The following is a 24413-nucleotide window of genomic DNA, read 5'->3' on the forward strand; positions in this document are numbered from 1 at the left end:
GTGTCATCGCCAAAATGATTCGTGGGCGACTGCCGCTTCGTCTTCGAGAGCGGGCCCTACGACTTCGGTGCTGCGCTGACCTCCGCCGAACACCACGCGTGACGGCACCGCGAGCGTGGGGTTGTCGGGATTGATGCCGGTGAGTTCGTACAGCGTGGTCTCACCGAGTGCGAACACGACGCGTCCGATCCCAGACCAATAGATCGCTCCGGCGCACATCGCGCACGGTTCGCAGCTGGTGTAAAGGGTGAAACTGGCCAGCTGATCGGGGCCGTACTTGCGCATCGCCAGGCGCACCAGATTCGTCTCGGCATGGCACGTAACGTCGCGTTCGGTGACTACTGAGTTCTGCGCACTGAGCACCACGGTGCCGTCGGGATCAGCGAGTACTGCCCCGAAGGGGTGGTTTCCAGCAGCGACAGACTCGTTCGCGATCTGGATAGCCGTGCGCAGGTGAGCGGTATCGATCGCTGATGGGGCGGTTGCGTTGCTCATAGTCGACGTTCCCTTCGCTGGGAAGTCAGCTTATCGACCAGAATGAAGTGCCCTAGGTCAGCCCGCGCTGCGCCATTCGCCGCTCTCGATGTGCGAACCCGCCTGGGGGCCCATCTGCAGCATCCCCCCCATCGACGACAAACGATGCACCCGTCACGTACGACGCCGCCGCAGACGCGAGGGCTTGACATACAGCCCGCTAGCCCCCTCGAGGAATGCGCACAAGCTCGAATCAGCGTCTCAGCGCCAGCGGCTGAGTCGCGTCCATAGCGCGTCTTCTCGATCGGATGCGGCCCAATTTGTCAAGCCGGTCGGCGTGCGTGGTCGGCGCGAATAACCTCGGGCACATGGACCCAGATAAGAAGATGAATGTTGCCGCCGGTGAGACCGACGAGATGCCGCCTCCTCCTCGGCAGGGGCAGCCCGCCGAGAGCGCGTCCGTCACGAAGGACCGTGCCTACAGCCCTGCAAGCGAGGTCGAGACCGAACAAAAGCAGCGCGACCCGTTGCCTGAGACAACTGATTCAGACATCGATCCAGACGACGTACGAGCCGTCCCGGGCGCGGGTGGCCCAGATGACACCGGCGACGTCGATGTCGACCCTGACGATCTGAATATGCCCGGTCGAGGGTGAGGCGGCGACGCAAGTGGGATCACTGACCGCGTCAGCAGGTCGCTCCAGCTTCAATCCAGGGAGTCTCGAGCAACATCACGACGCTTTATCGGTGGCCGGCGATCCTGTTGCGGACGACCGACCATAGGCGAGGTGCGAGCGCACGGCTTCTTCCAACGTGTGCTGATCGTGAATCGGACTTGCCTGCGGGTAGCTCGTGGTGACGAAGTGCTGAGCAAACGGAAAACACGCCGCCTCGAAGGGCTCGTTCGCCATGAAGTCGGCACCAAAGGTATTGAGCTCCACGCTCAACGAGTCGAATGGGATGCGAAGCGCCTGCGCCATCTCGCCGGGATCGAAGACCAGCCCGAACGCATCAGACCCCTCGTGCATCAGCCGTCCGCCGTAATCCACAGACAGGTTGCCATCGACCCATAGGCGCTGATCAAGTGGCTGCATGACGCCGGCAGGAACGGCCGCGGTGACAGCAAGGCTGTTTGATCGCTCTTTGCTTCGCACGTCGATGATGACATCACCCCGGTGCGACGTGGTGATCACTGCTTGGCTGGTGGTGGCGGCAGAGAAGCCTTCACCGGGGTCGTAGTTGATGGTGTTGGATTCGTAATCGCAGATGACCCACGTCAGCATGCCGGTGGTGACGTTTTCGGCGATCACATAGAGCTCGACGCGAGCGCCGCCGAACACCGAGGTGCGCACATTGAACGCTCCGACAATCGCGCAATGACGAGGGGTTTCGCCGGCGAACATCGCGGTCTGAACGAGGCGATAGCCCGAAGGCAGCAACCGGCTGGCAGCATCCGCGTCGGTGATTTCGTAGGCCAGAAAGAAGCAGTAAGGATCCACGATGAACCCCATGTATTCATCGCCTTTGGCGTGGGCCACGATCCACTGCTGCACGCGCATCGGCATCTTGGCGAGCATCTCAGCGCGACCATAGAGATTTGCTGCGGCCTTGGGCGACACCTTGTTCTCGGTGTACGCGATGAACTTTCGCAACTCAGATGGTTCTATGTGCGATCCCATATTCGGGAGCGTAGGCCCTTTGAAGCCACTTTTGGTTGCGGTGGAACGGTTCTTGGCTTCTTCCATAGAATGTTCACCGCTTCGAAGTGGCGAGCACCACGTCACGAACCAGCAACGACAACCTGGCAGACTGCGGTCATGAATGCTTTTGACGTTGTCGAGATGAGCATCGGCGAGATGCGGGAAGCGCTCGACGCGGGCGTGCTGACGAGCATCGATCTGGTTTGCGCATACGTGAATCGCATTGCGTATTACGACCGCACCGGTCTGTGTTTGCATGCGATCGCTGTGCTCAACCCCGACTGCCTGCGCGAAGCAGCCGAGTCGGATCGTCGTCGCCGCGAAGGCAATGGTGGCCCGCTCGAGGGAATTCCCTTCACCGTGAAAGACAGCTACAAGGTGAAGGGCATGACCGTGGCATCGGGCAGTCCGGCGCTCGCCGACCTGGTCGCCACCGAAGATGCAGCGAGCGTAGCGTTGTTGCGCGCCGCTGGCGCGGTCCTACTGGGTAAGACGAACATGCCGCCGATGGCAGCTGGCGGCATACAGCCGGGCGTCTACGACTACGCGCGCAGCCCTTACAACCCCGACTACATCACGGCGGCGTACGGCTCTGGATCGTCAAACGGTTCCGGTACCGCAACGGCCGCCAGCATGTGCGCGTTCGGCATGGCCGAAGAGACCGTCTCGTCGGGGCGTGCGCCAGCCTCGAACAATGCACTGGTTGCCTACACGCCCTCGCGCGGAGTCATTTCAATTCGTGGAAACTGGCCGTTGCGGCCGACCTGCGATGTCGTCGTTCCCCATACCCGCACGATCGACGACCTTGTTGCGCTGCTCGAGGTGCTTGCCGTCGACGACGATGATCCCACCGGAGACTTCTGGCGGTTGCAGAACACGGTAGAGCTGCCGTCACCGGCCGAGGTGCTGCCGCGTCCGCTTGCGCGCCAACGGCCCCGCGCGTTTGGATGGGCTGCGCATCGGGGTTCCGAAGCTGTTCATCGGAGAAGACCTCGAACCACTCGAGCCGCCCGCCATCAGAGACAGCGTGCGACTGCTCTGGCACCGCGCGGCCACCGATCTGCGCGATCTCGGTGCCGAAGTGGTCGAGGTGGATTTTCCCGCCGTATCGAACTACGAAGAGGATCGGCCAAGCGCTGATGGTCTGGTTGCTCGCGGGTTGGTACCGCCTTCGTGGCGAGCGATTGAGGGCGGCACGATCACCGCGATGGCCTTAGACGAGTTCTTGCGTGTCAACGACGACCCAGAGCTGAACACCTGGGCAGATGTCGACGGTGACACGGTCTTTCCTATCGATACCGCTCCGCTGCCGGTATGGATCACGCGTGCGCGCGGCGGCTTCGACTGGCAGCGGTTGGCAGAGCTCGTCAAACAGGGGCTTCCCCGCTCTTATGACGATGTGCCTGGGCTTGACCACTTGCTTCGAGGGCTCGAAAGAGCGCGAAAAGAAGATCTCGAAGAGTGGATGCTGACTCTCAACCTTGACGCGATCGTGTTCCCCGCCGCCGGTGACGTCGGCCGCGCGGACCTCTTTACGCGCGCTGAGAGCATGGAAGCCGCCACGAGAAACGGTGTCGTCTACTCCAATGGCAACCGCGTGATCCGCCACTTGGGCATTCCCACTGTCACCGTGCCAATGGGCTGCATGGCAGACACGCAAATGCCCGTCGGGCTCACCTTCGCAGGCCCGGCCTACAGCGACGACCGATTGATCGATGTTGCGCGTGCGTACGAGCAGGCCAGCAAGCGCCGAGTGGCGGCGTTCCTGACTCCCAGTTTGCCGAGCAACCAGATCGTTCCAGCTCGTGACCGTACCGATGAACTCGAGGCGGTCAGCGTCGCGCACGAGGTTGAGATCACTGCCGCCGGGCGGGCGTGGCGCGTGGTCGTACGCGTATTGTCCGACACGGCCAACGTGCAGGTGTGGGCAGACGGTCACATCCTGCGCGCTGTGGCGAGCGAGCCGGGAGTGTATGCAGGCAACGTTTCGCGATCGCGTGAGCGCCTGTTCGATGAAGTGCTCGTGCTCGTCAAGGGCGCCCACACCGCCGCGCAGTTCACTCTCGCCTCGCTGCCCGCACAACAGCCTTCAAAAATTTAATGTGATCGAAGTGTCCATGTGGTCGACTGGTATTCGTCGCTTCAGTGAGGGGTCGCGATGAGCGGCCCCCAGATCGAGAGGACACCCCATGCAGTACATGCTTCTACTCACCAGCGCCCCCGAAGTCGGCCCGCAGCCCGGCACGCCCGAAGAGGCGGCCGAGATGGGCGAATGGTTCGCGTTCGACCAGATGGTCAAAGATGCAGGCGTCTTCGTCGCCGGTGAAGCTCTTCACCCGGTCGAGACCGCGACGACTATTCGCGTTCGTGACGGCAGAACAGTAGCCACCGATGGCCCGTTCGCTGAGACCAAAGAGTACCTCGGGGGCTTCTATGTGCTCGACGTCGCCGACGTCGACGCCGCCATCGCCTGGGCCGAGAAGATCCCCAACGTGGGCTATGGCTCCGTCGAGATCCGCCCGGTCTTCGACGTGTCGGCGATGCAGTAGCGCCGATGCCGCACGCCGAGATCGCCGAGGTCTTCGGCGCGCAGTGGCCGCGTCTTGTGGCGACCCTGCGAGCTGACCTCGGCGATCTCGACTTGGCAGAAGACGCCGCCCAACAGGCGTTTGAGCGAGCTTCTGAGCGATGGCAAGCCGACGGCGTTCCCGATGCTCCCGGGGCGTGGCTAATGACGGTCGCGCGGCGCTGGGCTATCGATCAGATCAGACGTGATGTGCGCTGGGCCGGGCGCGAAGACGATGTGCGCGCGATCATCTCGAGACCCCAACGCGATCGAGGCGCGATCGACGACGACCTGCTCGCGATGATCTTTGGATGCTGCCACCGCGCGCTCGATGAGTCAGCGCGCGTGGCCCTCACGTTGCGCTATGTGGTCGGGTTGCCCACAGCATCCATCGCCCGAGCCTTCTTGATTCCGGAGCCGACAATGGCGAAGCGCCTTGTGCGAGCGAAGAAGAAGATCGCGGCCACTCGAGTGCCGTTCGAGGTGCCCGATCGGGAGCGCTTGAGCGACTCGCTGCAAGAGGTGCTGAAGGTCGTGTACGTGATCTTCTCTCAGGGGCATGCCGCGCCCGCCGAGCAGTTGATCCGCGGAGATCTCTGCGATGAGGCGCGCTGGCTCGCCTCTTGCATATGTGATCTGCTTCCTGATGAGCCAGAAACCTGGGGGCTTGCGGCGCTGCTCGCGTTCACTGATGCGCGTCGTCCGGCGCGCCTCGATGACGCAGGCGAGGTCGTGTTGCTCAGGGATCAAAATCGTGAGCTGTGGGATGGGAGCGCGATCGAGAACGGACGGCGGCTGCTTGGGCGCGCACTGCAGCAGCGCCGCGTGGGAACGTATCAACTGCAGGCGGCGATCGCGGCCGCGCATTCGACCGCGCCTACGTTCGGCGACACAGACTGGTCAACGATTCAGCGGTTGTATGCGGTGTTGGCCCGAGTGGAACCGTCACCGGTCGTCGAGCTGAACGGGGCGGTCGCAGCGTCTTTTGCTGACGGACCCCATGCGGGGCTGCAATTGCTTGAACCCATCGCCGATGACCTCGCGACGTACCACTACTTTCACCTCGCCCGTGCCGATATGCTCGCGAACGCAGGGCGCCTCGAAGAAGCACGCTCAGCCTTCGACCGCGCGCTCGACCTGTGCGACAGCGACGCCGAGCGGCGAGCGATCACACGTGTCGCTTCAGAGGCTCTTGCGACCGCGCCCTGACCGGCTGAACTAGTACAGCTGGTAGAGCTGAGACGCAATCGCGCCGAGGTCATTGTTGGCTTGGAAGATTGCCGATATGTCATCGACGGGCACGTCGTTGACGAAGACGGCGAACGCAAGGTTTCGCCCGGCAGCGGTCTCGACGAAGCCCGCGAGCGCTTTCGTTTCCAAAACAAACGCGGAGCTTGTTCCCTCGGCCACCAGAGTGCCGGTCTTGGCGTGGGCCATGCCGATTGCGGGGTCGCCTTCGGGAAGAACAGTCGCCAGCGATCCATCGACGCCGAGAATAGGGGTCGAGTCGTAGAACGTCTGGAACGTGGAAGTCGTGGTCAGGTGCCGCAGATACGTCGTCATCGCGGCGGGGGTGATCCGGTTGCCTTCTAGCCCCTGGCCGTCGGTGATATCAACATCACCGGCGTCGACTCCGGCCGCTTCGAGCACCCCGAGTTCGATAGTCAAGCCCGCTTCGAGGGTGCGCTCGCCAGCATCCACTGCCAACAGCAGCGGTAGTTGGTTGGCGCCTAGGTTGTGGCTGACCTTGTTGATCAGCCGAGCGGTTTCAGAGAACGGCGGCGATGTGAACTCAGCGATGGGCGTCGCGGCGTCGAGCACGGCCGTCTCAGGCAGGGATGCTGCGCTCGCTGTGACGGCGTCGGCAGCCACCTCTATTCCGGCGCGCTCCAGCGCTTCGATGAACAACGTTCGCGTCCAGATCGCGGGGTCTTCGACCTGGAATGTCTGCATCACCGGTTCGGCGCCCAGCGGCACGGAGCCGGTGGCAACGAGTGTTCCTTCGGGATCTTCCGTGATCGTGATGTCAATCCCGCTGTCGGCACTGCCGGTGGTCACCGATGTTTCGACGTCGTACGCAGCGGTCTGCGGCAGCCACTCGAGCATCGCGGCGTCACCGACGGCGGTGGCGGGTGAGAGCACGAGATCGACGAGGTTGTCGTTGACGACGATCGGTGAGATGGGAACGTCATCGACGATGACTGGATCCCACAGTCGATCATCAACCAGCACCTCGCCGTCAACACGATCGATTCCAGCCGCGGCCACCTGCTGCGCGAGATCGTTCAGCCCCGCGAGCGGGTCTTGAGAGCTGAGAGTCGCAAGTCCAGGAAGGGCGTTGGCGTCGTAGTGATCGAATATCGGCACTTCGATTGTGCCGTCTGCCATCGTGCGTCCACCGAGGGTGAGATCACCCGAGCCACGCAGCACCAGGTCGCCGTGCAAGGTGCCTTCGGTAACATCTCCGACCGCGACGACCGGGGTTGTGAAGGTGGCGTCGGCCCCGAGAACCTCCAGCGCTGCCGTGACAGAGAGGATCTTGGCCGTAGAGCCGGTGAGAAACTTCTCGTCAGGATTGAGCGTGAGCACGACATCGCCGGTCTCTACGTCAACGACCGACAAACCCCATACGCCCTCCTCATACACGGGCTGTTCCATGATGGAGAGAATCGAGTCTGGAAGATCGCTGCCTTGCGGCGTTTCGGCCGGGCTGGCCGCGCAGCCTGAAATCAAAAGGATTCCTGTCGCCGCAGCCACTCCAGCAGTTCGCTTCATGAGTCGAGCTTAGAAGACCCCACGTGTTGCGTTCTTCGCGCCCCTAGCTGGTTGGTGTGGGTGTGGGTGTGGGCGTGGGCGTCTGTGTGGGCGTCGGTGTCGGTGTCGGAATGACCGTGATTTCGACGGGAACGACAGTGAGTTCGAGCGTGATGGGGTCGACAAAGTCCTGCTGCATCGCGTCGTACAGATCGTTCGCCGACGGCGGGTCACCAGGGCCGGTAATCGTCACGTCAACGTCGTTGCCCGCGACGTCAACCGCGCTGATGACGAACTCTGTATCGTCGCCTAACCAATCCTCCACGGTGTTTTGGGCGTCACGTTCGCGGGTCTGGCTTTGCAATAGCCCCTCAGAGGTCAGCATGAGCGGCAGCAAGATGATTCCGGCGAGGGCGACGAATGGACCCATTGTCTTGATCAGCTGCCGCGGGCGATTGCGAAGGGCATAGGGTCGCGCGAAACCGGTGAGCACGAAAACGGTCGCTGCCGCGAGAACGATCGCGACGAAGTTGGTGAGGAACAGCAGCGTGGCGCCGCCGGCATCTTCGAAACGCGCGCCATAGAGGCAGACGCCTACAACGGCGAGCGGTGGCACGAGCGCGACGGCAATGGCGACACCTGCAATCCCGCTCGCGACGCGGGCATTCACTGTCGCAAAGGCCCCCGCTGCACCCGCCGCGAGGGCGATCAGCATATCGACGATGTTCGGAGACACTCGAGACACGATCTGCGAGTTCGTTGAATATGCGATCGCGACTGGCGCCCACGCAGCGAGACCATAGGCGAGAGCAATCGAAACCACAGCGCCCAGCACGACCAAGGCGGCAGACTCGAATGCTCTGCGTCCCCATCCGTTGACGAGAGCGCCAGCGAGCCCCAGTATCGGGGTCATGAGCGGTGCGACCAGCATGGCTCCGATGATCACGGCTGTCGAGTCTGCGAGCACCGCGAAGGTCGCAATCGCCACCGAGAGCACCAGCATGATCCACCAGGTGCCCATTTTCGTCAGTCGCTGTGGCTGCTCAAGATAGAGCGTTCCCGCCTGCACAGCCCGCTCTTTGCGCCCGATGTCGGAGTTTTCGATCCAGTCCCACACCAATTCGGGGATCGATGCCGTCTCTGGGTCTAGCTTTGATCTCCGCACGTTGTTGCGCAGGCTCCACGACACCAGGATCAGGCCGACGACAAGACTGGCCGTTGCCGCGGCAACAATGACGCTCGAAACCAGCGACGCGGGTACGAACGCGGCGAGCACGCCGAGGATGACCGCCAGTGACCCGCCCGCCGCAGGAGGCAGCGGATCTTTGGTGCGCCGATTGAGAAAAGCTGAGACTAGCGACATCACACCGCGGATGCCGACGTAGATGCCGACAAGGCTGACCGCGAACGTCAGCGTGAGTTCTGTCGTTCCCGCATAGGCGAGAAACCCCAGAAGTGCGGCGATGATCGTCGCGGCGAGACCGCGCGGCACGGCAAGCCATCGGCTCAGCCGGCGCCCAAACCAGCGGCGACCCGTGACCGCGTAGAACAGGTCGGTGATGCCACTGAAAGCGAGAAACGCGATCAGGATGAACGTGACGAGCGCGGTGGTAACCGTTGGCAACAGCAACACGGCCGCGCCTGCGAGCAGTCCGGCGAGCCCGCGAAGGGCGACCGAGTTCGACATTGCGGCGACGAGCTTGCGCAGCTGCACCGTTATTCGTGGGTTTCTGCCCGCGTTGGCTGAATTGATGTTGTCGTCGACGTCCACGCGGCGCTCACCTCATTCCAGCGCCCAGCATAGCCATCCTGCGCGCTCAGACATGCCGATCCCTGCTGCTCGGCAGGTCAGGCGGTCGGCTCAGCGCTGCGGTCCGCGGTAGCGAGCGCCCCAGGACGATTCAAAGCTCTCGCCGGGTTCGAGCCAGTGCAGGTCGGTGCCGGAATTCAGAGCGTCGGGCGGTGCAGTCATCGGCTCGAGCGCGATGGCTCGGTGTGGTCCCTCTTTTCCGGGAAAGTCATCCGGGGTGAACAGCTGCAGCCAGCCGAAGGCAGGGTCGGCCCACACCGACGTTGTCGATCCGTCGGCGGCTTCGATCCATGCCACTTCTTGACGCTCTTCGCGGTTGTGCAGCTGCCCGAACCCCACGTTGAAGTCTGCGCCAGCGAGCGATTGCGGCGATCGCAGGTCGAACTCAGTGCCAGCAACGCTGTGCTCGGCGATCGGGTTCAAGCGGTCGTCAAGTTCCAGGCGCGTGTCACCGGCAATCCGAACTGTCAGTTCGTCGGTCGGATTCTCGCCGACGCGAAAATACGGATGCGCTCCCACAGCCCAGGGCGCGCTCGCCGCGCTGTGGTTAGTCGCACCGTGCGTCACCGAGATGCCATCGTTTTCGAGTGCATAGGTGACCCAGGTATCGAGCGTGAACGGCCAGCCATGCTGTGGGAACACAGTGGCAGCCAGGGTGAGCGAGCGGTCGTCACGCTCACGCACGCTGTAGGCGGTATTGCGGAGCAGGCCGTGTATCGCGCTGGCCCTCGAGACGTCAGTGACGTCTAGCTGTTGAACGCTGCCGTTGAGCAGCCAACGAGCGTCTTTGACGCGGTTGGGCCAGGGCGCCAGCACGATGCCGCAACCGTGCGAAGGCAGGGTATGCGCGGGTACGGACTCGGTGATTCGCACACCACCGACCCGTACTTCTCGCAACACCGCAGCCAGCGCGCCGATCTCGACACGCACGTGGCCGTCGTCGAGCAGAAACTGTTCACCAGTGGGAGAGTTCACGCCCGTCAGCATAGAAGATCGGCGACGCCAGCGCCGATCTTCTCAGGCGATCTCGCCACCAGCCACGGTCTCGGCCAGCGCGTACACGCGCGGCAGGTGGTGCGAGCCATAGAAGTCGGCGGCGACCAATCGCGACGCATCTGAGGGCGACGGCGCCGCGCTCTCGAGCACGGCGGCGACGGCGAGACCATGCATCCATCCACCCGAAAGGGTGCCGAGAAGCATCAGGTATGGCACGCTGACGCCGTAGGCATCGCGGGGTGAATCGGCAAATCCCAAGAGATCGGCGGTCGCGCGACGTGATGCGGCCACGGCGCGGCTGAGCCGCTCGGCGGTGCGTGACGCAGTGGGATGATCCAGTGAACGCAGCTTGATGACCGTCTCATCAATGCTGTCGAATAGTTCACCGGCGGCAGCACCGTTGTCACGGATCAGCTTGCGCCCCACGAGATCGTTCGACTGGACGGCTGTCGTGCCCTCGTAGATCGTGGTGATGCGCACGTCGCGGTAGTACTGAGCAGCGCCGGTCTCTTCGATGAAGCCCATACCGCCGTACACCTGGACTGCTTCGCTGGTCACCTGCTGTGCATCCTCTGTCGTCCAGCCCTTGAGGATCGGAACGAAGAAGTCGCCGAGAGTGGATGCGGCGGGGTCAGATTCGCCGCGGTCAAGAAGATCGCCGACGTAGACGCCAAGCGCGCGCATTGCGAAGATCTTCGTTGACATCGACAGCAGCAGACGCCGCACGTCGGGATGCTCGGCGATCGGCGCGCCCGCGGGCCGATCGAGCGCGCGGCCTTGCAAACGCTCCGAGGCGTAGGTATTCGCTTGCTGGTACGCGCGATCCGCAATGCCGGTGGCCTGGAAGCCCATTCCTGCTCGCGCTGAGTTCATCATGACGAACATGCCCGCAAGCCCGCCGCCGACCTCGCCGACAAGGTAGCCCGTGGCGTCTTCGTACGAGAGCACGCAGGTGGGGCTGGCATGGATGCCGAGTTTGTGTTCGATGGCGACCGTCGTGATGGCGTTGCGATCTCCGAGTGACCCGTCGTCATTCACGAGGAACTTCGGGGCCACAAAGAGTGAGAGGCCTTTGGCGCCGTCGGGGGCACCCGGAGTGCGGGCGAGAACGAGGTGCACGATGTTGTCTGCGACGTCGTGGTCACCCCACGTGATGAAGATCTTCTGCCCTCGGATCGCCCAGCTGCCATCGTCCTTCGGCGTCGCGATCGAGCGGATGGCGCCGAGGTCAGTTCCCGCTTCAGGCTCCGTGAGATTCATCGTGCCGGTCCACTCACCCGATACCAGCTTGGTGAGGAAGGTCTCGCGGATCTCAGGGGAAGCGGCAGCATCCAGAGCATGAATCTGGCCTTGGGAGAGCAGCCAGCACAGCGCGAACGCAGCGTTCGAGGCGTTCCAGATCTCGCCCAGGCCCGCACGGACTGCGCCGGGCAATCCGTCTCCGCCCGCAGACTCTGGCGCCTCTGCGCTGACCCAACCTGCTTCGACGAACGCGCGGTAGGCCGCGGCGAAGCCCTCGGGCAGCGTCACCTGACCGTCTTCGAGACGTGCACCCGCGGTGTCGCCCAGTGTCTGAAGCGGAGCGATGACGGATGCGGCGAAGTCGCCCGCGCCCGCGATGATGTCGGTTGCGTCTTCGGCCGTCAACGCGCCGTCAGTGGCGCGTGCGACCAGATCGACTCCGAATGCGTCTGCAAATAAGAAGGAGTAGTCCTCGACCGGGGGCGTGTACGGTGATGCGTCGGCCATGGGATCTCCTTTGGGGCTGGTACTGAGTTTTATTCTAGGCGAGACGCAGTTTCATGCCAAGGGCTCCACTGCCCACACTTTTGTCATCAAGTCGCCGGACTCATTGCTCATAGGTCACATGTATGATCTAATGAAACCTGTTGTCACCGGGTTCGGTGGCACGTCGTCAAGGAAGCCGACCAAGAAAGGCTCGCGCAATGGCTGCACAGCACCGCCGCCCGCTCACCCGAACTCTCACTACAGCCACCGCGTTGGTTGCCGTAGCCGCCCTCGCCGGCTGTTCCTCTTCCGGCGACGCTGGCGATTCGAGCGACGACTCGGAGTACGGATTCACCACGGCCGAACAGGTCGCCGACAGCACCATCACAGTATGGGTCGACGCGGCCCGCGAGCCGATCGCAAACGCATTCGTCGAGGCCAACCCCGACGTTCCCGTCAGCATTGAGACCTACGACGGCAATGCCGGTGGATCAGGGTCGTTCCAGACCAAGATCGCACTGTTCGACCAGTCTGGCGAGGGCTGGCCCGACGTCGTGTTCTCGTCGCAGACCAACGACGCATCGTGGGCTGCGAAAGAAACAAACGGCACTCAGGCGTTTGCCGCTCCCCTCAATAAGGGCTACATGAGCGACGACTTCTTGAGTGGTTTCACCGACGGCGCGCTCGACCCGATGACGGTCGATGGCACGGTCTACGGTCTGCGCAACGACCTGGCACCCGTCGTGCTCTGGTACAACGAGACACTGCTCGATGAGTTTGGCTACGACATTCCCGAAACGTGGGAGGACTACGAAGAACTCGGGGAGATGCTCGCGGCAGATCACCCCGGCTACATCCTCGGCTCGATCGGCGACTCGTTCGTCGGAACCTACGTCTACTACTGGGGAGCACAGGCTCCGATTTTCCAGCTCGACGGAGAGGAGTTCTCGTCAGACTTCGAAGACGAGCACTCAGTCGCGATGACTGACATGCTTGACCGCATGTCGGCCAATGGCACGCTGGTGCAGGACAGCATCTTCAGCTCGACATTCGTCGAGAACTACGCCGACAAGATCGTCGCGATCCCCGGCCCGGCATGGTACGCCGGCGCTATCTTCCAAAACCCCGACAACGTGAACGCACCCACCGGAACCATCGGTGCTGCTGACCCGCTGTACTGGGAAGGCGAAGACCAGGTGACCGGCAACGTCGGTGGCGGCGTCTGGTACGGGTCCAGCCACTCCGAGAACCTCGACGCTGTCGCGCAGTTCCTCGAGTTCGCAACCGCTTCTGACGAGGCTGTGACGCTCGCTTCGGGCCTGCCCGCATATGACTCGGCTGCATCATCGTGGCTCGACACGCAGGCTGAAAGCGGCTACTTCGTGGGCGACTTCAAGTCGGCCATGCAGACGGCGGCTTCGAGCGTATGGAGTGGCTGGGGCTTCCCGAGCTTCAGCGCCGAGACTGCGTACGCAGCCATTGTGGTTCCCGCGCTTGCCGAGGGTAAGACGATCGCAGAAATCGTCCCGGAGTGGCACCAGCAGATCCTCAACGAAGCCCAGGTCCAGGGCTACACCACCAAGTAGTTCACACCGATAGGTAACACCATCACTACTACCACGCAGGCAGCGGAACTTGCCGGCGGTCCTCTCGAACGAGAAGACCGCCGGCGGGTCAGCCGCCGTCGAAAAGCCCCTGACCGCAGTCAAGCCCGCATCGGATACGCCTTCTCTGGTGGCTACACGGCGCTGCTGCTTGCGTTCGGCATCGCACCGGCGGTGTACGCGGTATTCCTCGCGTTCACCAAGGGCGGCGCGTTTGTCGGATTCGACAACTTCGTCAAGGTCTTCGGCGACTACCGCTTTTGGCCCGCAGTGCAACACGTGGCACTGTTCGTCGTCGCGTGGTTGATCTCGCTGACAATCTTCGTCGTCCTGCTCGCACTGCTGGTACATGCGATCCGAGTGCGATGGACTTCATCGTCAGTCCGGTTCTTGTTCTACATCCCCGGAGCGCTTGCGGGTGCATCCAGCGTGATGCTCTGGCTGTTCCTACTCGACCCGAACGTCAGCCCGGTCGCTGGGCTGCTTCACCTTTTCGGGCTTGAGACGTTCGTGCAGACGGTTTCGCTCGACAACCTTCCCGTCATCTTCACCCTCATCGCCTTCTGGACTGGCGCCGGCGGCTGGATCATCATCATGTACGGCGCCCTCAACAACATCCCCGTTGAAGTGATGGAAGCTGCCCGAATCGATGGCGCCGGCCCGATCGGCACCGCCTGGTACATTCAGATTCCGCTGATGCGCAAGTGGATCTCATACATGGTCGTGATGTCGCTGGCAGCGGGAACGCAGCTTTTCGTCGAGCCACGTGTGCTGTCGCAGGCGTCCAAGGGCGTGGTGCCCCAGGACTACTCCCTGAACCAATTGGCATACCTCTTTGCCTTCCGCCAAAACGACTTCAACGGCTCAGCCGCGATCTCGCTCCTGTTGCTACTGGTCGCTGCAGGGCTCTCCGCCCTATTCGTCTTCCGAGGAGGACTCTTTGAGCGCGACTGAATTGATCACCCGGCCCAAGTCCGGAAAGTCGAAGCGCTACGGCGCACGCGACGTTGAGACCGAACGACCCAGTCCTGGCCGTTGGCTCGGAAGAGTGCTCGCGTGGAGCATCATCGGTGTCTTCTTGCTCTTCTTCGTCATCCCCATGGTGTGGCTGATGCTCGCCCCTACCAAGACGGCACGCGAGCTCTTGCTTGACAACCCGTTCAGCTTCGGTGCCTTCGATACGCTGTTCAGCAACTGGGGCGAACTGATGGCGTTCCAAAACGGCATCGTGTGGGTGTGGCTTGGCAACGCCACGCTGTATTCCGGCGTCGCTCTCGTCATCACGCTTCTGGTGAGCATTCCGGCCGGGTATGCCCTCGCCATGGTTGAGTTCCGCGGACGCAAACTGCTTCTCATGACGACATTGATCGTGATGCTGATACCCAACACCGCACTGGTGCTTCCGATCTTCCTCGAGCTCAGCGCGGTGGGACTGGTCGGTACGGCATGGTCGGTAATCCTGCCGTTCTCGTTCTACCCGTTCGGTGTCTATCTGACGTACATCTATTTCTCTACGGCGGTCTCGCAAGACTTGCTCAATGCTGCACGCATCGATGGCGCGGGGGAGTTCCGCGTCTTCACGAAGATCGCGATGCCTCTGGCAACTCCCGTGATCGCCCTCGTGGGCTTCTTCAGCCTGGTGGCGAACTGGAACAACTACTTCCTGCCGTTCGTCATGGTGCCGGGACGAAAGTCGCCGATTCAGGTGGGCTTGGCGGAGTTGCTCTCGAACGTGCCGCTGTTCAACCCGACGACTTCGGGCTCGGTCACGATTTCGTTGCCGGTGCTTGCGCTGGCGACGATTCTCTCGGTGGCTCCGGTGCTCATCATCTTCTTGTTCTCGCAGCGGTTCCTGGTGAGTGGGCTCACGGCGGGTGGCACCAAAGAGTAGGTGTGCCCGCGTGGTGTGAAACGCCCCCGTGCATGCTTTGCACGGGGGCGTTCTGCGTCGAGGCGAGCGGGTAAACGAAGATGCCCCGATCTATCAGGATCGGGGCATCTTGCGAGGGCGCGGCTAGATTCCCCACGTCGGGTCGGTCACCAGACGAAGGCCGGTGCGGTCTGACCGCACGTGTGGGCCGGCCGCAATGAGCCACGATGCTGACGCTTGCCGCGCCGAGATCGCCACCTCGTCGATTGAGATTCCCGCGCCGGGCAGGTCGCCAAGCACGATCCCGCCGTCGCTGTACTCTTGGTCGATCGTGAGGCCGAAAGGCGCACCCAGATCTTGCACTTCGGCAGACATGTGGTTGGGAACGGCGGCGGCGGCTGCGGCGACGGAGTGGTTTGCAGTCAGCCCCACCGGGCTCACCGGCAGGTCGCGGGAATGGGCGGCAACCGCGACGCGCAGAAAGTGGGTGATGCCCCACACGGCGCCCGCCTGCACGACGTCTACGCCGCCAGCATCCAGAAGTGGTCGAAACTGTTCGAGACCGGTGAGGTTCTCACCGGTTGCCACGGCTGCGCGAACCGACTTGCTCAAGCGTGCGAATCCCGCAGCGTCCCAGCGGCGGAGTGGTTCTTCGATCCATGTGAGATCGACGTGCTCTTCGACTTTCGACACGTAGCGCACGGCCTGCTTGAGGTTCCAAGATTCGTTGGCATCGAGCATGAGCCCGGGTTCGGCGGCGTTGCGCCGCAACGCATCTGCCATGATCTCGAGTCGCTCGATGTCGTGCGCAGCGTCGCGCCCGCCTTTCAGCTTGCCGCTGGTGAATCCGCGGTCTGCCATCTCGCTGTAGAACTTGGCGAGCCGCTGATTGTCAAGCGCGATGTCGAGGCCAGAGGCGTATCCGGGAACAAAACGATCGGATGCGCCGAGCAGTCGCCACAGCGGTTCGCCGGCGATTTTCGCTTTGAGGTCCCAAAGCGCCATGTCGAACGTGCCGACGCCGCCGAACGTCGCTCCGCCATGCCCGCTCTTGAACACGCGGGCAAGCATGCGGTCATACAACGAAGACACGGCTCGCGGGTCCTGGCCCTCAAGGGCAGGGAAAAGTCGGTCGAGGTCATGGTGTGATCCCATGCCGATGCCTTCGAGGCCGCTGTCCGTTTCGAGAATCACCAGGGGAACGTCGGTGACGCCCGAGTCGATGTAGCCGTTGGCGTCCCCGACAGGGCGGCCCCAGTCGTGAAAGGTCCGCAGACAGCGGTATCCCGTGATTTTCATATCGCCTTTGACTCCCGAATCACTCAATTGTATGAACAGCATACATCATATGTCTGCTGTGTGTGGTGTGGGATGTGTGTTCAGTGCTGCACAACGTCTAGAGTGTCGAATGTGACCACCGGCGACGCTGCTTCTTCTCCCGCGACCTCGCGCGTTCCGATCGACCGGATCGGCGCGACGGTGCTCAAGGAGCTCGTCGAAACGATTGTGTCGGGTCAGATCCAGCCCGCAGACGCGTTGCCGCCCGAGGCGGTTCTCAGCCAGGAGTTCGGCGTGAGTCGAACGGTGATTCGCGAGTCGGTGAAGCGCCTGCAAGAGAAGGGCATGGTGACCGTCGCACAGGGGCGCGGTACTCACGTGAACCCCATGTCTTCGTGGAATCTGCTCGACCCGTTGGTGATTTCGTCGCTCATTGGCCACGACGACGCGCTCGGTATTCTCGACGACTTAAGTGTGGTGCGCGGAGCTCTCGAGGCGGCAATGGCGGGGGCTGTTGCTGCCAAGCGCACGAGCGATGATCTTGCGCGACTGACCGCCAGCTTCGAGCAGATGGAATCGGTGCTGCATGATTCCGCGTCCTACCGTGACGCCGATGTGCGATTCCACCTTTTGGTGATGCAGCTCTCGGGCAACATTCTTGCGGAGAACGTCGCCCACGGCCTGTTCGAGCGGGCGTTGGAAAGCAGCCGTTATCACGGTGTCGACCCGGCGCAGGCGTTCGAGATCACCCACGCAGAACACCAGCTGATCTTCGATGCGATTGTCGCAGGCGATCGTGAGGCCGCGCGTCAGGCCATGGAGGCTCACATCTTGGGGTCTTGGGATCGTCGGCGGCTGCCGACTCACCCGCGCGACTAGCGGCCGAGGGCAAGCGCCGACTGAGAGTGCTGGTGCCGTTCGGCCTCGCGTTTGGGTGCCGCGTCGTATCGACGGCATGAACCTGCCGTGCGCGCAAAGGTGGCCGAGACGCCTGGTCTCGGCCACCTTTGGCTCAGTGCCTAGTTGAAGGTGTCCTTCACGTCTTCGACGCCCTTTTTGGCCTTCGCTTCGGCCTGGTCAACGTGACCCTCGGCTTCAAGGCGTTCATTGTCGGTCGCCTTGCCTGCGGCTTCTTTGCCCTTGCCGGTGAGGTCTTGGGCAGCGTTCTTGATCTTGTCGTCTACACCCATAGTGTTCTCCTTCGTCGTGACCGAGCGCGCAGCGGTTGGCGGCGCGAAATCTATTCGATCCTGGATCGTGTCTGTCGGGAAGGGGCTTGACCGTTTGCCTGGTCGGGACTATTGCGGCAACTCAGTCGTCGTCCATTGGGATATCGAAGCGGGAGCGGTCTAACATGCTCATTGGTTCATGCAAGCGGCGCTAGGCTAGTTCTTTGAATATCAAGCGTGATGCCTCATCACCTGGAGGTACCGTTGGCCGGAAACGCGACTACCCGATTCGCGAACGTCTCGCTGTTGTCAGTCACTAGTGTGTTGCCCACCAGGGTGACGACCTCAGATGACATTGAAGAGCAGCTTGCACCCGCACTCAAACGACTGCGCCTGCGACCTGGTTTGCTGCGTCGCGTCGCTGGAGTGCTCGAACGGCGCAACTGGGCGGCTGGGGAGTCGTCTGACGAGGCCACCGTGCTGGCTGGAAAGCGGGCGCTTGCTGAAGCTGGCGTCGACGCCTCAGAGGTGGGGCTGCTCATCAACACCTCGGTCACGCGCAAGCATCTTGAGCCATCGGTCGCCGTGCGACTGCACCACGGGCTCGGTCTGCCCACGTCGGCCGTCAACTTCGATGTCGCCAATGCGTGCCTCGGGTTCGTCAGCGGAATGAATCTTGCGGCGAGCATGATCGAATCAGGGCAGATTCGCTATGCCATCGTGGTCAACGGCGAAGACGCTGATGAGATCCAGGTCAATACGATTGACCGACTGTCGGACGATGGTGTCGGTCGCGACGATTTCATGAGTGAGTTCGCGTCGCTCACACTCGGATCTGGTTCAGCGGCAGCGATTCTCGGCCGCGCTGATGAGCACCCAGAAGGACACCGCATCATCGGTGGCGTCACTCGCGCTGCCACTCAGTTTCACGAGCTGTGCGTCGGTAGCGTCGACGGCATGTTCACCGACGCCAAAGCTCTGCTCAAGGGCGGACTCGACCTTGTCGTTTCGGCATGGAAAGAGGCGTCGACCGAGTGGAACTGGTCGTCGATGGATCGCTACATCACCCACCAGGTCTCGTCGGTGCACACGAACGCCATTGTCAAAGCAGCAAAGCTCGATCGTTCACGTGTGCCCACGACGTTCTCGCGTCTGGGCAATGTCGGCCCGGCTTCGATACCGATCACGCTGTCTGAAGAGCAAGAGACGCTCAAGCGCGGAGATCGGGTGCTGCTGATGGGCGTGGGCTCTGGACTCAACACCGCGATGATGGAGCTTGCCTGGTGACGAAAGCCGCCTCGCTTCCTCCTGTGGGACTGCCCGGACTCGATCGGCGATTCAGCCGGATTCGCTCTGTCGCAGGTCGAGGCGTCGACGAGGGTCTTCTTCGTGACTGGCACTACCTTGACACCGCTGACGAGTTGCAACGGTTGGGAATAGAACCGGTCGGCACAATTCTGGCGGTGCACGGCAACCCGACCTGGTCGTATGTATGGCGCGGCATCGTCGACGCATCTGTGCGATCCGCCGCAGCGGGCAACGAAGCGTGGCGAGTGGTGGCAATCGATCAGCTCGATATGGGTTTCTCAGAGCGCACCGGCACGCATCGCCCCTTGGCCCAACGTGTGGTCGATCTCGGCGCCTTCACTGACGCTCTCGGTCTGGACGGCCGGGTAGCAACCCTCGGCCACGACTGGGGCGGCGTCGTGTCAATGGGCTGGGCGGTCGATCATCCCGAGCATCTCGCCGCCGTGACCCTGCTGAACACCGCAATTCACCACCCCGAGGGGGTGCCTATTCCGGCACCGCTTCGCCTCGCTGGCGCACGCGGAATGCTTGCCGCGTCTACCGTGCACACCACCGCGTTTCTCGAAACCACGCTTGCCCTCGCTTCGCCGCCGCTATCGACAGCGGTGAAAGACGCCTATCGTGCGCCGTATCGCGCTGCAGATCGACGCGAGGCGATTGGGGGCTTCGTGGCTGACATCCCAATAGATGCTCGTCACGAGAGCTTCGCCGAACTGAGCAGAATCGCAGATGGGGTAGCTGCCCTCACGGTGCCCGCGCTGCTGCTATGGGGGCCGAACGATCCGATCTTCAGCGATCGCTACCTCGACGATCTCGTGACACGGTTGCCCCACGCCGACGTGCACCGCTTCGAGGGGGCAAGCCACCTGATCGCCGAAGACCGACCCTACGCCGATTCGGTGCTGACCTGGCTTGGTGACAATGCGCAGGCGATCGCGGCTCGGGAGTCGTCGGCGCCCACTGCGGCAGCTGTTGCTGACTCTTTCGTGCCGTTGTGGCACGAACTCGACGAGCGCCGCGACGACGATGACATCGCCGTCATCGATATGGCTTCACGCGGCGCCGCGGGGCCGTTGCGGGTGAGTTGGCGTCAACTCGATGAGCGCGTCCGCGCCATGGCCGCGGGCTTCGCAGCGATGGGCATCGAAAAGGGTGACCGCGTCTCATTGCTCGTGCCCCCAGGACCGACACTCACCGCCGTGCTTTACGCGTGCCTGCGTATCGGCGCTGTCGTGGTCGTGGCCGATGCGGGGCTCGGGCTCCGCGGCCTCACGCGAGCCGTGCGTGGTGCACGCCCCGACTTCATCATCGGCGAGACCCCAGGCTTGGCCGCCGCTCGCGCGATGGGCTGGCCCGGCGTCAAGATCTCTGCACCGCGGCTTCCTCGCGTCACTGCGGCGGCGCTCTCAGTCGAGACGTGCCTTGCCGACATCGTGGCGTTCGGCAAACACGCTCCACAGCCGGCTGAGCCCGAGCCGCACGACTACGCCGCGATACTGTTCACGTCTGGCTCGACCGGCCCCGCCAAAGGGGTTGTCTACACGCACGCGCAGCTCTCAGCATTGCGTGACGCGCTCGCCGCGCACTTCGAGGTGACGCACGACACTGGGCTGGTGACCGGGTTTGCACCCTTCGCCTTGCTCGGTCCGGCGCTCGGCACTCGCTCGGTGACGCCCAACATGGATGTCTCGGCACCGCGCACGCTCACCGCGACCGCGGTCGCCGACGCGGTGAAAGAGTCTGAGGGGCAGATCGTCTTCCTCTCGCCCGCGGCCATCATGAATGTCGTCGCGACGGCCGACGCGCTCACTGCGGCGCAGCGCGACACGCTCAAGGGCGTGCGCACGTTTCTCTCCACCGGTGCACCGATCAACTCAGATCTGCTCGAGCAGGTTGCCGCGCTCATGCCGAATGCCACCCCGCACACTCCCTACGGGATGACCGAGTGCCTGCTGGTGACAGATATCACTCTCGACGACATTCGTCGCACCTCCGGCTCGTCCGAGTCGGGAGTCTGCGTGGGCTCTGCAATCGGCGCCGGCCGGGTGCTGGTCAGCGCTCTCGACGCGGATGGCAAAGCGACCGGCACTCCGAGCGACAGCGCGGGTGTGCTCGGCGAGATCGTCGTCTCAGCTCCGCATCTGAAGAACCACTACGACCGCCTGTGGCTGACAAACCGTGAGGCGGTGCGTGACACCACGGTTTCGGAGGCCGATGTTGCGGAAGTCGATGTTCGCTGGCACCGTACCGGCGATGTCGGCCACCTGGACGCTCAGGGAAGGCTCTGGGTTGAGGGCCGCCTTCCTCATGTCATTGTCGGCGAGCATGGCCCTGTCGCTCCGGTCGGCGCGGAACAGCAGATCGAGCGAGTTGCGGGTGTGCGCCGCGCGGCGGTTGTCGGCGTCGGCCCGCACGGACTGCGCCAAGCGGTCGCCGTGGTCGAAACTGTTCCCCGCGCTCGTCGCGCTGCGCTCGCAGATCCTGCGCTCGCCGCTGAAGTGCGCGCTCATGCAGGTGTGACGCTCGCCGCGGTGCTCGCCGTGAGCGAGCTGCCCACCGACATTCGGCACAACTCGAAGATCGACCGCACGCGTCTGTCGGTCTGGGCCGATCGCACGCTGTCAGGTCAGGCTCCGAGCGCACCATGATCGTTCTTGTCACCGGTGCGTCGGGATTTCTGGGCGGCGCGGTCGCCGCAGAACTCGTCGCGGCGGGCCATGAAGTGCGCACCCTGCAACGTCGGCCCTCCGCCGTCGAGGGGGCCACTGACTACCTCGGTTCGATCACCGACCCAACCGTCGTCGCGCGAGCCGTCGTCGGCGCCGACGCGGTGGTGCATCTTGCCGCTAAAGTGTCGCTCGCCGGCGATGCCGCAGACTTTCGCTCGATCAATATCGAGGGAACACGAACGGTATTGGATGCTGCTGAGCATGCTGCAGCATCCCGATTCGTGTTCGTCTCATCTCCTTCAGTCGCTCACGCGGGCGACGCACTCGCCGGCGTGAGCGCAGAACCGGCGTCGCCCACGCACGCCAGGGGTGACTACGCTCGCACCAAGGCTGAGGCCGAGCTGCTGGCTCTTGCGCGCGACAGCGATACGATGCGGGTCGTCGCGATTCGCCCCCACCTCGTCTGGGGGCCTGGTGACACCCAACTTGTCGAGCGAGTTGTCGAGCGGGCCCGTGCAGGGCGGTTGCCGTTGCTCAGCGGAGGCACGGCGCTGATCGACTCGACCTACATCGACAACGCCGCATCTGGCATTGCAGCTGCACTGCGGCGCGCGGAGGAAGCGCACGGCAACGCTTATGTGTTGACCAACGGCGAGCCACGGCCCGTAGGCGATCTGCTGGCGGGCATCTGCCTGGCCGCGGGTGTCACTCCGCCAGCGTGGAGTGTGCCCTCGAGCCTCGCGCGCGCGGCCGGATCGGGCATTGAGAAGGCGTGGGCGATCAAGCCAGGCGTCGACGAACCGCCGATGACACGCTTTCTCGCCGAGCAGCTCTCGACCGCTCATTGGTTCGACCAGCGCGAAACCCGGAGTGTTCTCGACTGGACACCTGCGGTTTCAATAGACGAGGGACTCGAGCGGCTTGCCGCCTGGTACGCAGCCTCGCGATGAGCAGAACATGACCGAGCTTCCTCCTCTCGAACCCCCTCGAGTGACACTCGCGCCAAAACCCGACCCGCGACGCCCGATCGCGCTGGTCGTGGGCGTTGCCGCAACCGTGGCCTTCGTCATCCTTCGCTTCGTGGTCGCCTTTGGCGATCATGAGCCGCTCACGGTAGACGTGTGGTGGCACGCCTTGATGGTGACGACATATTCGAACGCGGGAATCGTGATCGCCTGGATCCCGGCGATCGTCGGTGGCACGGTCGGCATGATCTGCGTGGGAGCCGTGGCCGTCGCAGCCTTTCTGTGGCGCAAGCGGCGATGGGATGCAGCGAATGTGGCGATTGCGCTCGTGGTGGTCGTAGCGATCGGTGCGCCGATGGCGGCAGTTATCGCGAGAATGCGGCCAGCGGATTCGCTGGCCGAGAGCGTGGCGACATCCTTTCCCTCCGGGCATACTGCGGTGGCGACAACTTTCGCGATCACTCTCGCGTTGCTCCTGAGGCGTTGGTACATCTGGGCGCTCGGCACGCTCTGGGTGGTCGTGATGATGTGGAGCAGAACGTATCTCTACGCGCACTGGCTCAGTGATGTTGTCGCGGGGTTTCTTGAGGGCGTCGCCGTTGCCACGCTGGTCTGGTGCGCAGTGGAGGCGGTTCGAGACCGGCGCGCATCGCGCAAACTATACCGGCGCAGCGAGACCCAGTGACGCAGACTTTTCGTCGCGCTAACATGCGACGATGAGCACTCCTAAGAACGCCGCAGCGAAAGCACAGAGCTCGACTATCTTCCGAACGCTCGCCAGGATCGGGTTCGTGGTTCTCGGCGTCGTGCACATCGTGATTGGGGCGATCGCCATCTCGGTGGCTACCGGTGGCGGCGGCGAAGCCGATCAGGGCGGCGCGATGGAAGCACTGCAACAGAATCCGCTGGGATTCGCCCTGCTGTGGATCATCGCGGTCGGACTATTCGCCCTGGGCGTCTGGCAGGTCGCTGAAGCATTCTTGGAACGCGATTCCGACGCTAAGAAGAAGTGGGGCTACCGCGCCAAGTACATCGGCACGGCGGCGGCATACTTCGCGATCGGCGGCACCGCTCTGGTGTTCGCGCTCGGCGGGCAGTCTGATTCATCCGAATCAACCAAGACCCTGAGCGCGACCGTGCTAGCAGCACCCGGTGGCGTCTTCTTGCTCGTCCTGGTCGGGCTAGGCGTTGCCGCCGTCGGCGTTGCCTTCATTGTTCGTGGCATCACTCAGGCGTTCAAGAAGAATCTTGATCTGCCGGGCGACAAAAGAGAAAAGGGCATTCTGACTTTCGGCACCGTGGGCTATGTGGCGAAGGGGGTCGCGGTGGCGGTCACCGGAATACTGTTCGTCGTCGCTGCGGTCACCCACGACCCCGAGGCCGCCGGGGGACTGGATGCGGCGCTTCACTCGCTCGCACAATTGCCGTTCGGCTCGGTGATTCTCTGGGTCGTCGGCGCAGGCCTCGCCATCTATGGACTCTTCTGCTTCACCCGCGCCCGCTACGCCAAGATGTGAGCCTC

General features: G+C 63.2%; 22 protein-coding genes and 1 pseudogene. 14 read left to right on the forward strand and 9 right to left on the reverse strand.

Annotation, left to right across the window (positions count from 1 at the left end; all coding sequences use genetic code 11):
- Window positions 1-3: 3 nt before the first annotated feature.
- The gene (locus WDU96_RS02675) at window positions 4-495 is read right to left on the reverse strand and encodes a nucleoside deaminase (RefSeq protein ID WP_337336938.1); all 492 of its coding nucleotides are present in this window, start codon (window positions 493-495) and stop codon (window positions 4-6) included.
- Between the two features lie 57 nt (window positions 496-552).
- Window positions 553-691, reverse strand: a pseudogene (locus tag WDU96_RS02680) (SDR family oxidoreductase); the annotation flags it as partial.
- 151 nt (window positions 692-842) lie between these two features.
- Between WDU96_RS02680 and WDU96_RS02685 the strand changes: the two are divergent.
- Window positions 843-1130 (forward strand): hypothetical protein, encoded by a 288-nt coding sequence (locus WDU96_RS02685; RefSeq protein ID WP_337336939.1) that lies wholly within the window; start codon window positions 843-845, stop codon window positions 1128-1130.
- Between the two features lie 75 nt (window positions 1131-1205).
- On the opposite strand, the gene WDU96_RS02690 is transcribed toward WDU96_RS02685, so the two are convergent.
- A complete protein-coding gene (locus WDU96_RS02690) occupies window positions 1206-2153 on the reverse strand; it encodes a hypothetical protein (RefSeq protein ID WP_337336940.1) in 948 nt (315 codons plus the stop codon).
- A gap of 138 nt (window positions 2154-2291) precedes the next feature.
- Here WDU96_RS02690 and WDU96_RS02695 point away from each other — a divergent pair, with 138 nt between their 5' ends.
- From WDU96_RS02695 to WDU96_RS02710, 4 genes are all read left to right on the forward strand, one after another.
- Window positions 2292-3314, forward strand: a complete 1023-nt coding sequence (locus WDU96_RS02695; protein WP_337336941.1) for an amidase family protein — start codon at window positions 2292-2294, stop codon at window positions 3312-3314.
- Window positions 3202-4275, forward strand: a complete 1074-nt coding sequence (locus WDU96_RS02700) for an amidase (RefSeq protein ID WP_337336942.1) — start codon at window positions 3202-3204, stop codon at window positions 4273-4275. Before WDU96_RS02695 ends, WDU96_RS02700 begins: the two co-directional genes overlap by 113 nt.
- An 88-nt stretch (window positions 4276-4363) precedes the next feature.
- Entirely contained in the window at window positions 4364-4723 is a 360-nt protein-coding gene (locus WDU96_RS02705) for a YciI family protein (protein WP_337336943.1), read from the forward strand.
- A gap of 5 nt (window positions 4724-4728) precedes the next feature.
- Window positions 4729-5949, forward strand: a complete 1221-nt coding sequence (locus tag WDU96_RS02710) for an RNA polymerase sigma factor (protein ID WP_337336944.1) — start codon at window positions 4729-4731, stop codon at window positions 5947-5949.
- Between the two features lie 9 nt (window positions 5950-5958).
- Here the strand turns inward: WDU96_RS02710 and dacB are convergent, their stop codons facing one another.
- The 4 genes from dacB to WDU96_RS02730 form a co-directional block, all read right to left on the reverse strand.
- Window positions 5959-7515 carry a D-alanyl-D-alanine carboxypeptidase/D-alanyl-D-alanine endopeptidase gene (gene dacB / locus WDU96_RS02715; protein WP_337336945.1) on the reverse strand — a complete coding sequence of 519 codons (1557 nt, stop codon included), beginning with the start codon at window positions 7513-7515 and terminating at the stop codon, window positions 5959-5961.
- A 43-nt stretch (window positions 7516-7558) separates the two neighbouring features.
- Window positions 7559-9265, reverse strand: coding sequence for a DUF389 domain-containing protein (locus tag WDU96_RS02720; RefSeq protein WP_337336946.1), 1707 nt, complete (start codon window positions 9263-9265; stop codon window positions 7559-7561).
- Window positions 9266-9355: 90 nt separating this feature from the next.
- Complete coding sequence (locus tag WDU96_RS02725) at window positions 9356-10279, reverse strand: aldose 1-epimerase family protein (protein WP_337336947.1); 924 nt, start codon at window positions 10277-10279, stop codon at window positions 9356-9358.
- Between the two features lie 42 nt (window positions 10280-10321).
- On the reverse strand, window positions 10322-12049 hold the full coding sequence (locus WDU96_RS02730) for an acyl-CoA dehydrogenase family protein (RefSeq protein WP_337336948.1): 1728 nt from the start codon (window positions 12047-12049) through the stop codon (window positions 10322-10324).
- Window positions 12050-12246: 197 nt separating this feature from the next.
- Between WDU96_RS02730 and WDU96_RS02735 the strand changes: the two genes are divergently transcribed.
- From WDU96_RS02735 to WDU96_RS02745, 3 genes are all read left to right on the forward strand, one after another.
- Window positions 12247-13614 carry an ABC transporter substrate-binding protein gene (locus WDU96_RS02735; protein ID WP_337336949.1) on the forward strand — a complete coding sequence of 456 codons (1368 nt, stop codon included), beginning with the start codon at window positions 12247-12249 and terminating at the stop codon, window positions 13612-13614.
- Window positions 13615-13806: 192 nt separating this feature from the next.
- Window positions 13807-14586, forward strand: coding sequence for a carbohydrate ABC transporter permease (locus WDU96_RS02740; protein ID WP_337336950.1), 780 nt, complete (start codon window positions 13807-13809; stop codon window positions 14584-14586).
- Window positions 14573-15523, forward strand: coding sequence for a carbohydrate ABC transporter permease (locus tag WDU96_RS02745; protein ID WP_337336951.1), 951 nt, complete (start codon window positions 14573-14575; stop codon window positions 15521-15523). Before WDU96_RS02740 ends, WDU96_RS02745 begins: the two co-directional genes overlap by 14 nt.
- 123 nt (window positions 15524-15646) lie before the next feature.
- Here the strand turns inward: WDU96_RS02745 and WDU96_RS02750 are convergent, their stop codons facing one another.
- A complete protein-coding gene (locus WDU96_RS02750) occupies window positions 15647-16801 on the reverse strand; it encodes a mandelate racemase/muconate lactonizing enzyme family protein (protein ID WP_337336952.1) in 1155 nt (384 codons plus the stop codon).
- Between the two features lie 111 nt (window positions 16802-16912).
- Here WDU96_RS02750 and WDU96_RS02755 point away from each other — a divergent pair, with 111 nt between their 5' ends.
- Entirely contained in the window at window positions 16913-17659 is a 747-nt protein-coding gene (locus WDU96_RS02755; RefSeq protein ID WP_337336953.1) for a FadR/GntR family transcriptional regulator, read from the forward strand.
- Between the two features lie 140 nt (window positions 17660-17799).
- On the opposite strand, the gene WDU96_RS02760 is transcribed toward WDU96_RS02755, so the two are convergent.
- Complete coding sequence (locus WDU96_RS02760; protein WP_337336954.1) at window positions 17800-17970, reverse strand: CsbD family protein; 171 nt, start codon at window positions 17968-17970, stop codon at window positions 17800-17802.
- Window positions 17971-18189: 219 nt separating this feature from the next.
- Here WDU96_RS02760 and WDU96_RS02765 point away from each other — a divergent pair, with 219 nt between their 5' ends.
- The 5 genes from WDU96_RS02765 to WDU96_RS02785 are packed head-to-tail and all read left to right on the forward strand — an operon-like array spanning window position 18190 to window position 24408.
- The gene (locus WDU96_RS02765; protein WP_337336955.1) at window positions 18190-19236 is read left to right on the forward strand and encodes a 3-oxoacyl-ACP synthase III; all 1047 of its coding nucleotides are present in this window, start codon (window positions 18190-18192) and stop codon (window positions 19234-19236) included.
- Window positions 19233-21905: an alpha/beta fold hydrolase gene (locus tag WDU96_RS02770; RefSeq protein WP_337336956.1), complete on the forward strand. Its 2673-nt coding sequence runs from the start codon at window positions 19233-19235 to the stop codon at window positions 21903-21905. The genes WDU96_RS02765 and WDU96_RS02770 overlap by 4 nt, the downstream gene beginning before the upstream one ends.
- Window positions 21902-22876, forward strand: coding sequence for an NAD-dependent epimerase/dehydratase family protein (locus WDU96_RS02775; protein ID WP_337336957.1), 975 nt, complete (start codon window positions 21902-21904; stop codon window positions 22874-22876). Before WDU96_RS02770 ends, WDU96_RS02775 begins: the two co-directional genes overlap by 4 nt.
- A 7-nt stretch (window positions 22877-22883) precedes the next feature.
- The gene (locus WDU96_RS02780) at window positions 22884-23576 is read left to right on the forward strand and encodes a phosphatase PAP2 family protein (protein WP_337336958.1); all 693 of its coding nucleotides are present in this window, start codon (window positions 22884-22886) and stop codon (window positions 23574-23576) included.
- Between the two features lie 31 nt (window positions 23577-23607).
- On the forward strand, window positions 23608-24408 hold the full coding sequence (locus tag WDU96_RS02785) for a DUF1206 domain-containing protein (RefSeq protein ID WP_337336959.1): 801 nt from the start codon (window positions 23608-23610) through the stop codon (window positions 24406-24408).
- The last annotated feature ends 5 nt before the right edge of the window (window positions 24409-24413 follow it).

The organism is Microbacterium marmarense, from assembly GCF_037204165.1.
GTDB lineage: Bacteria > Actinomycetota > Actinomycetes > Actinomycetales > Microbacteriaceae > Microbacterium > Microbacterium marmarense.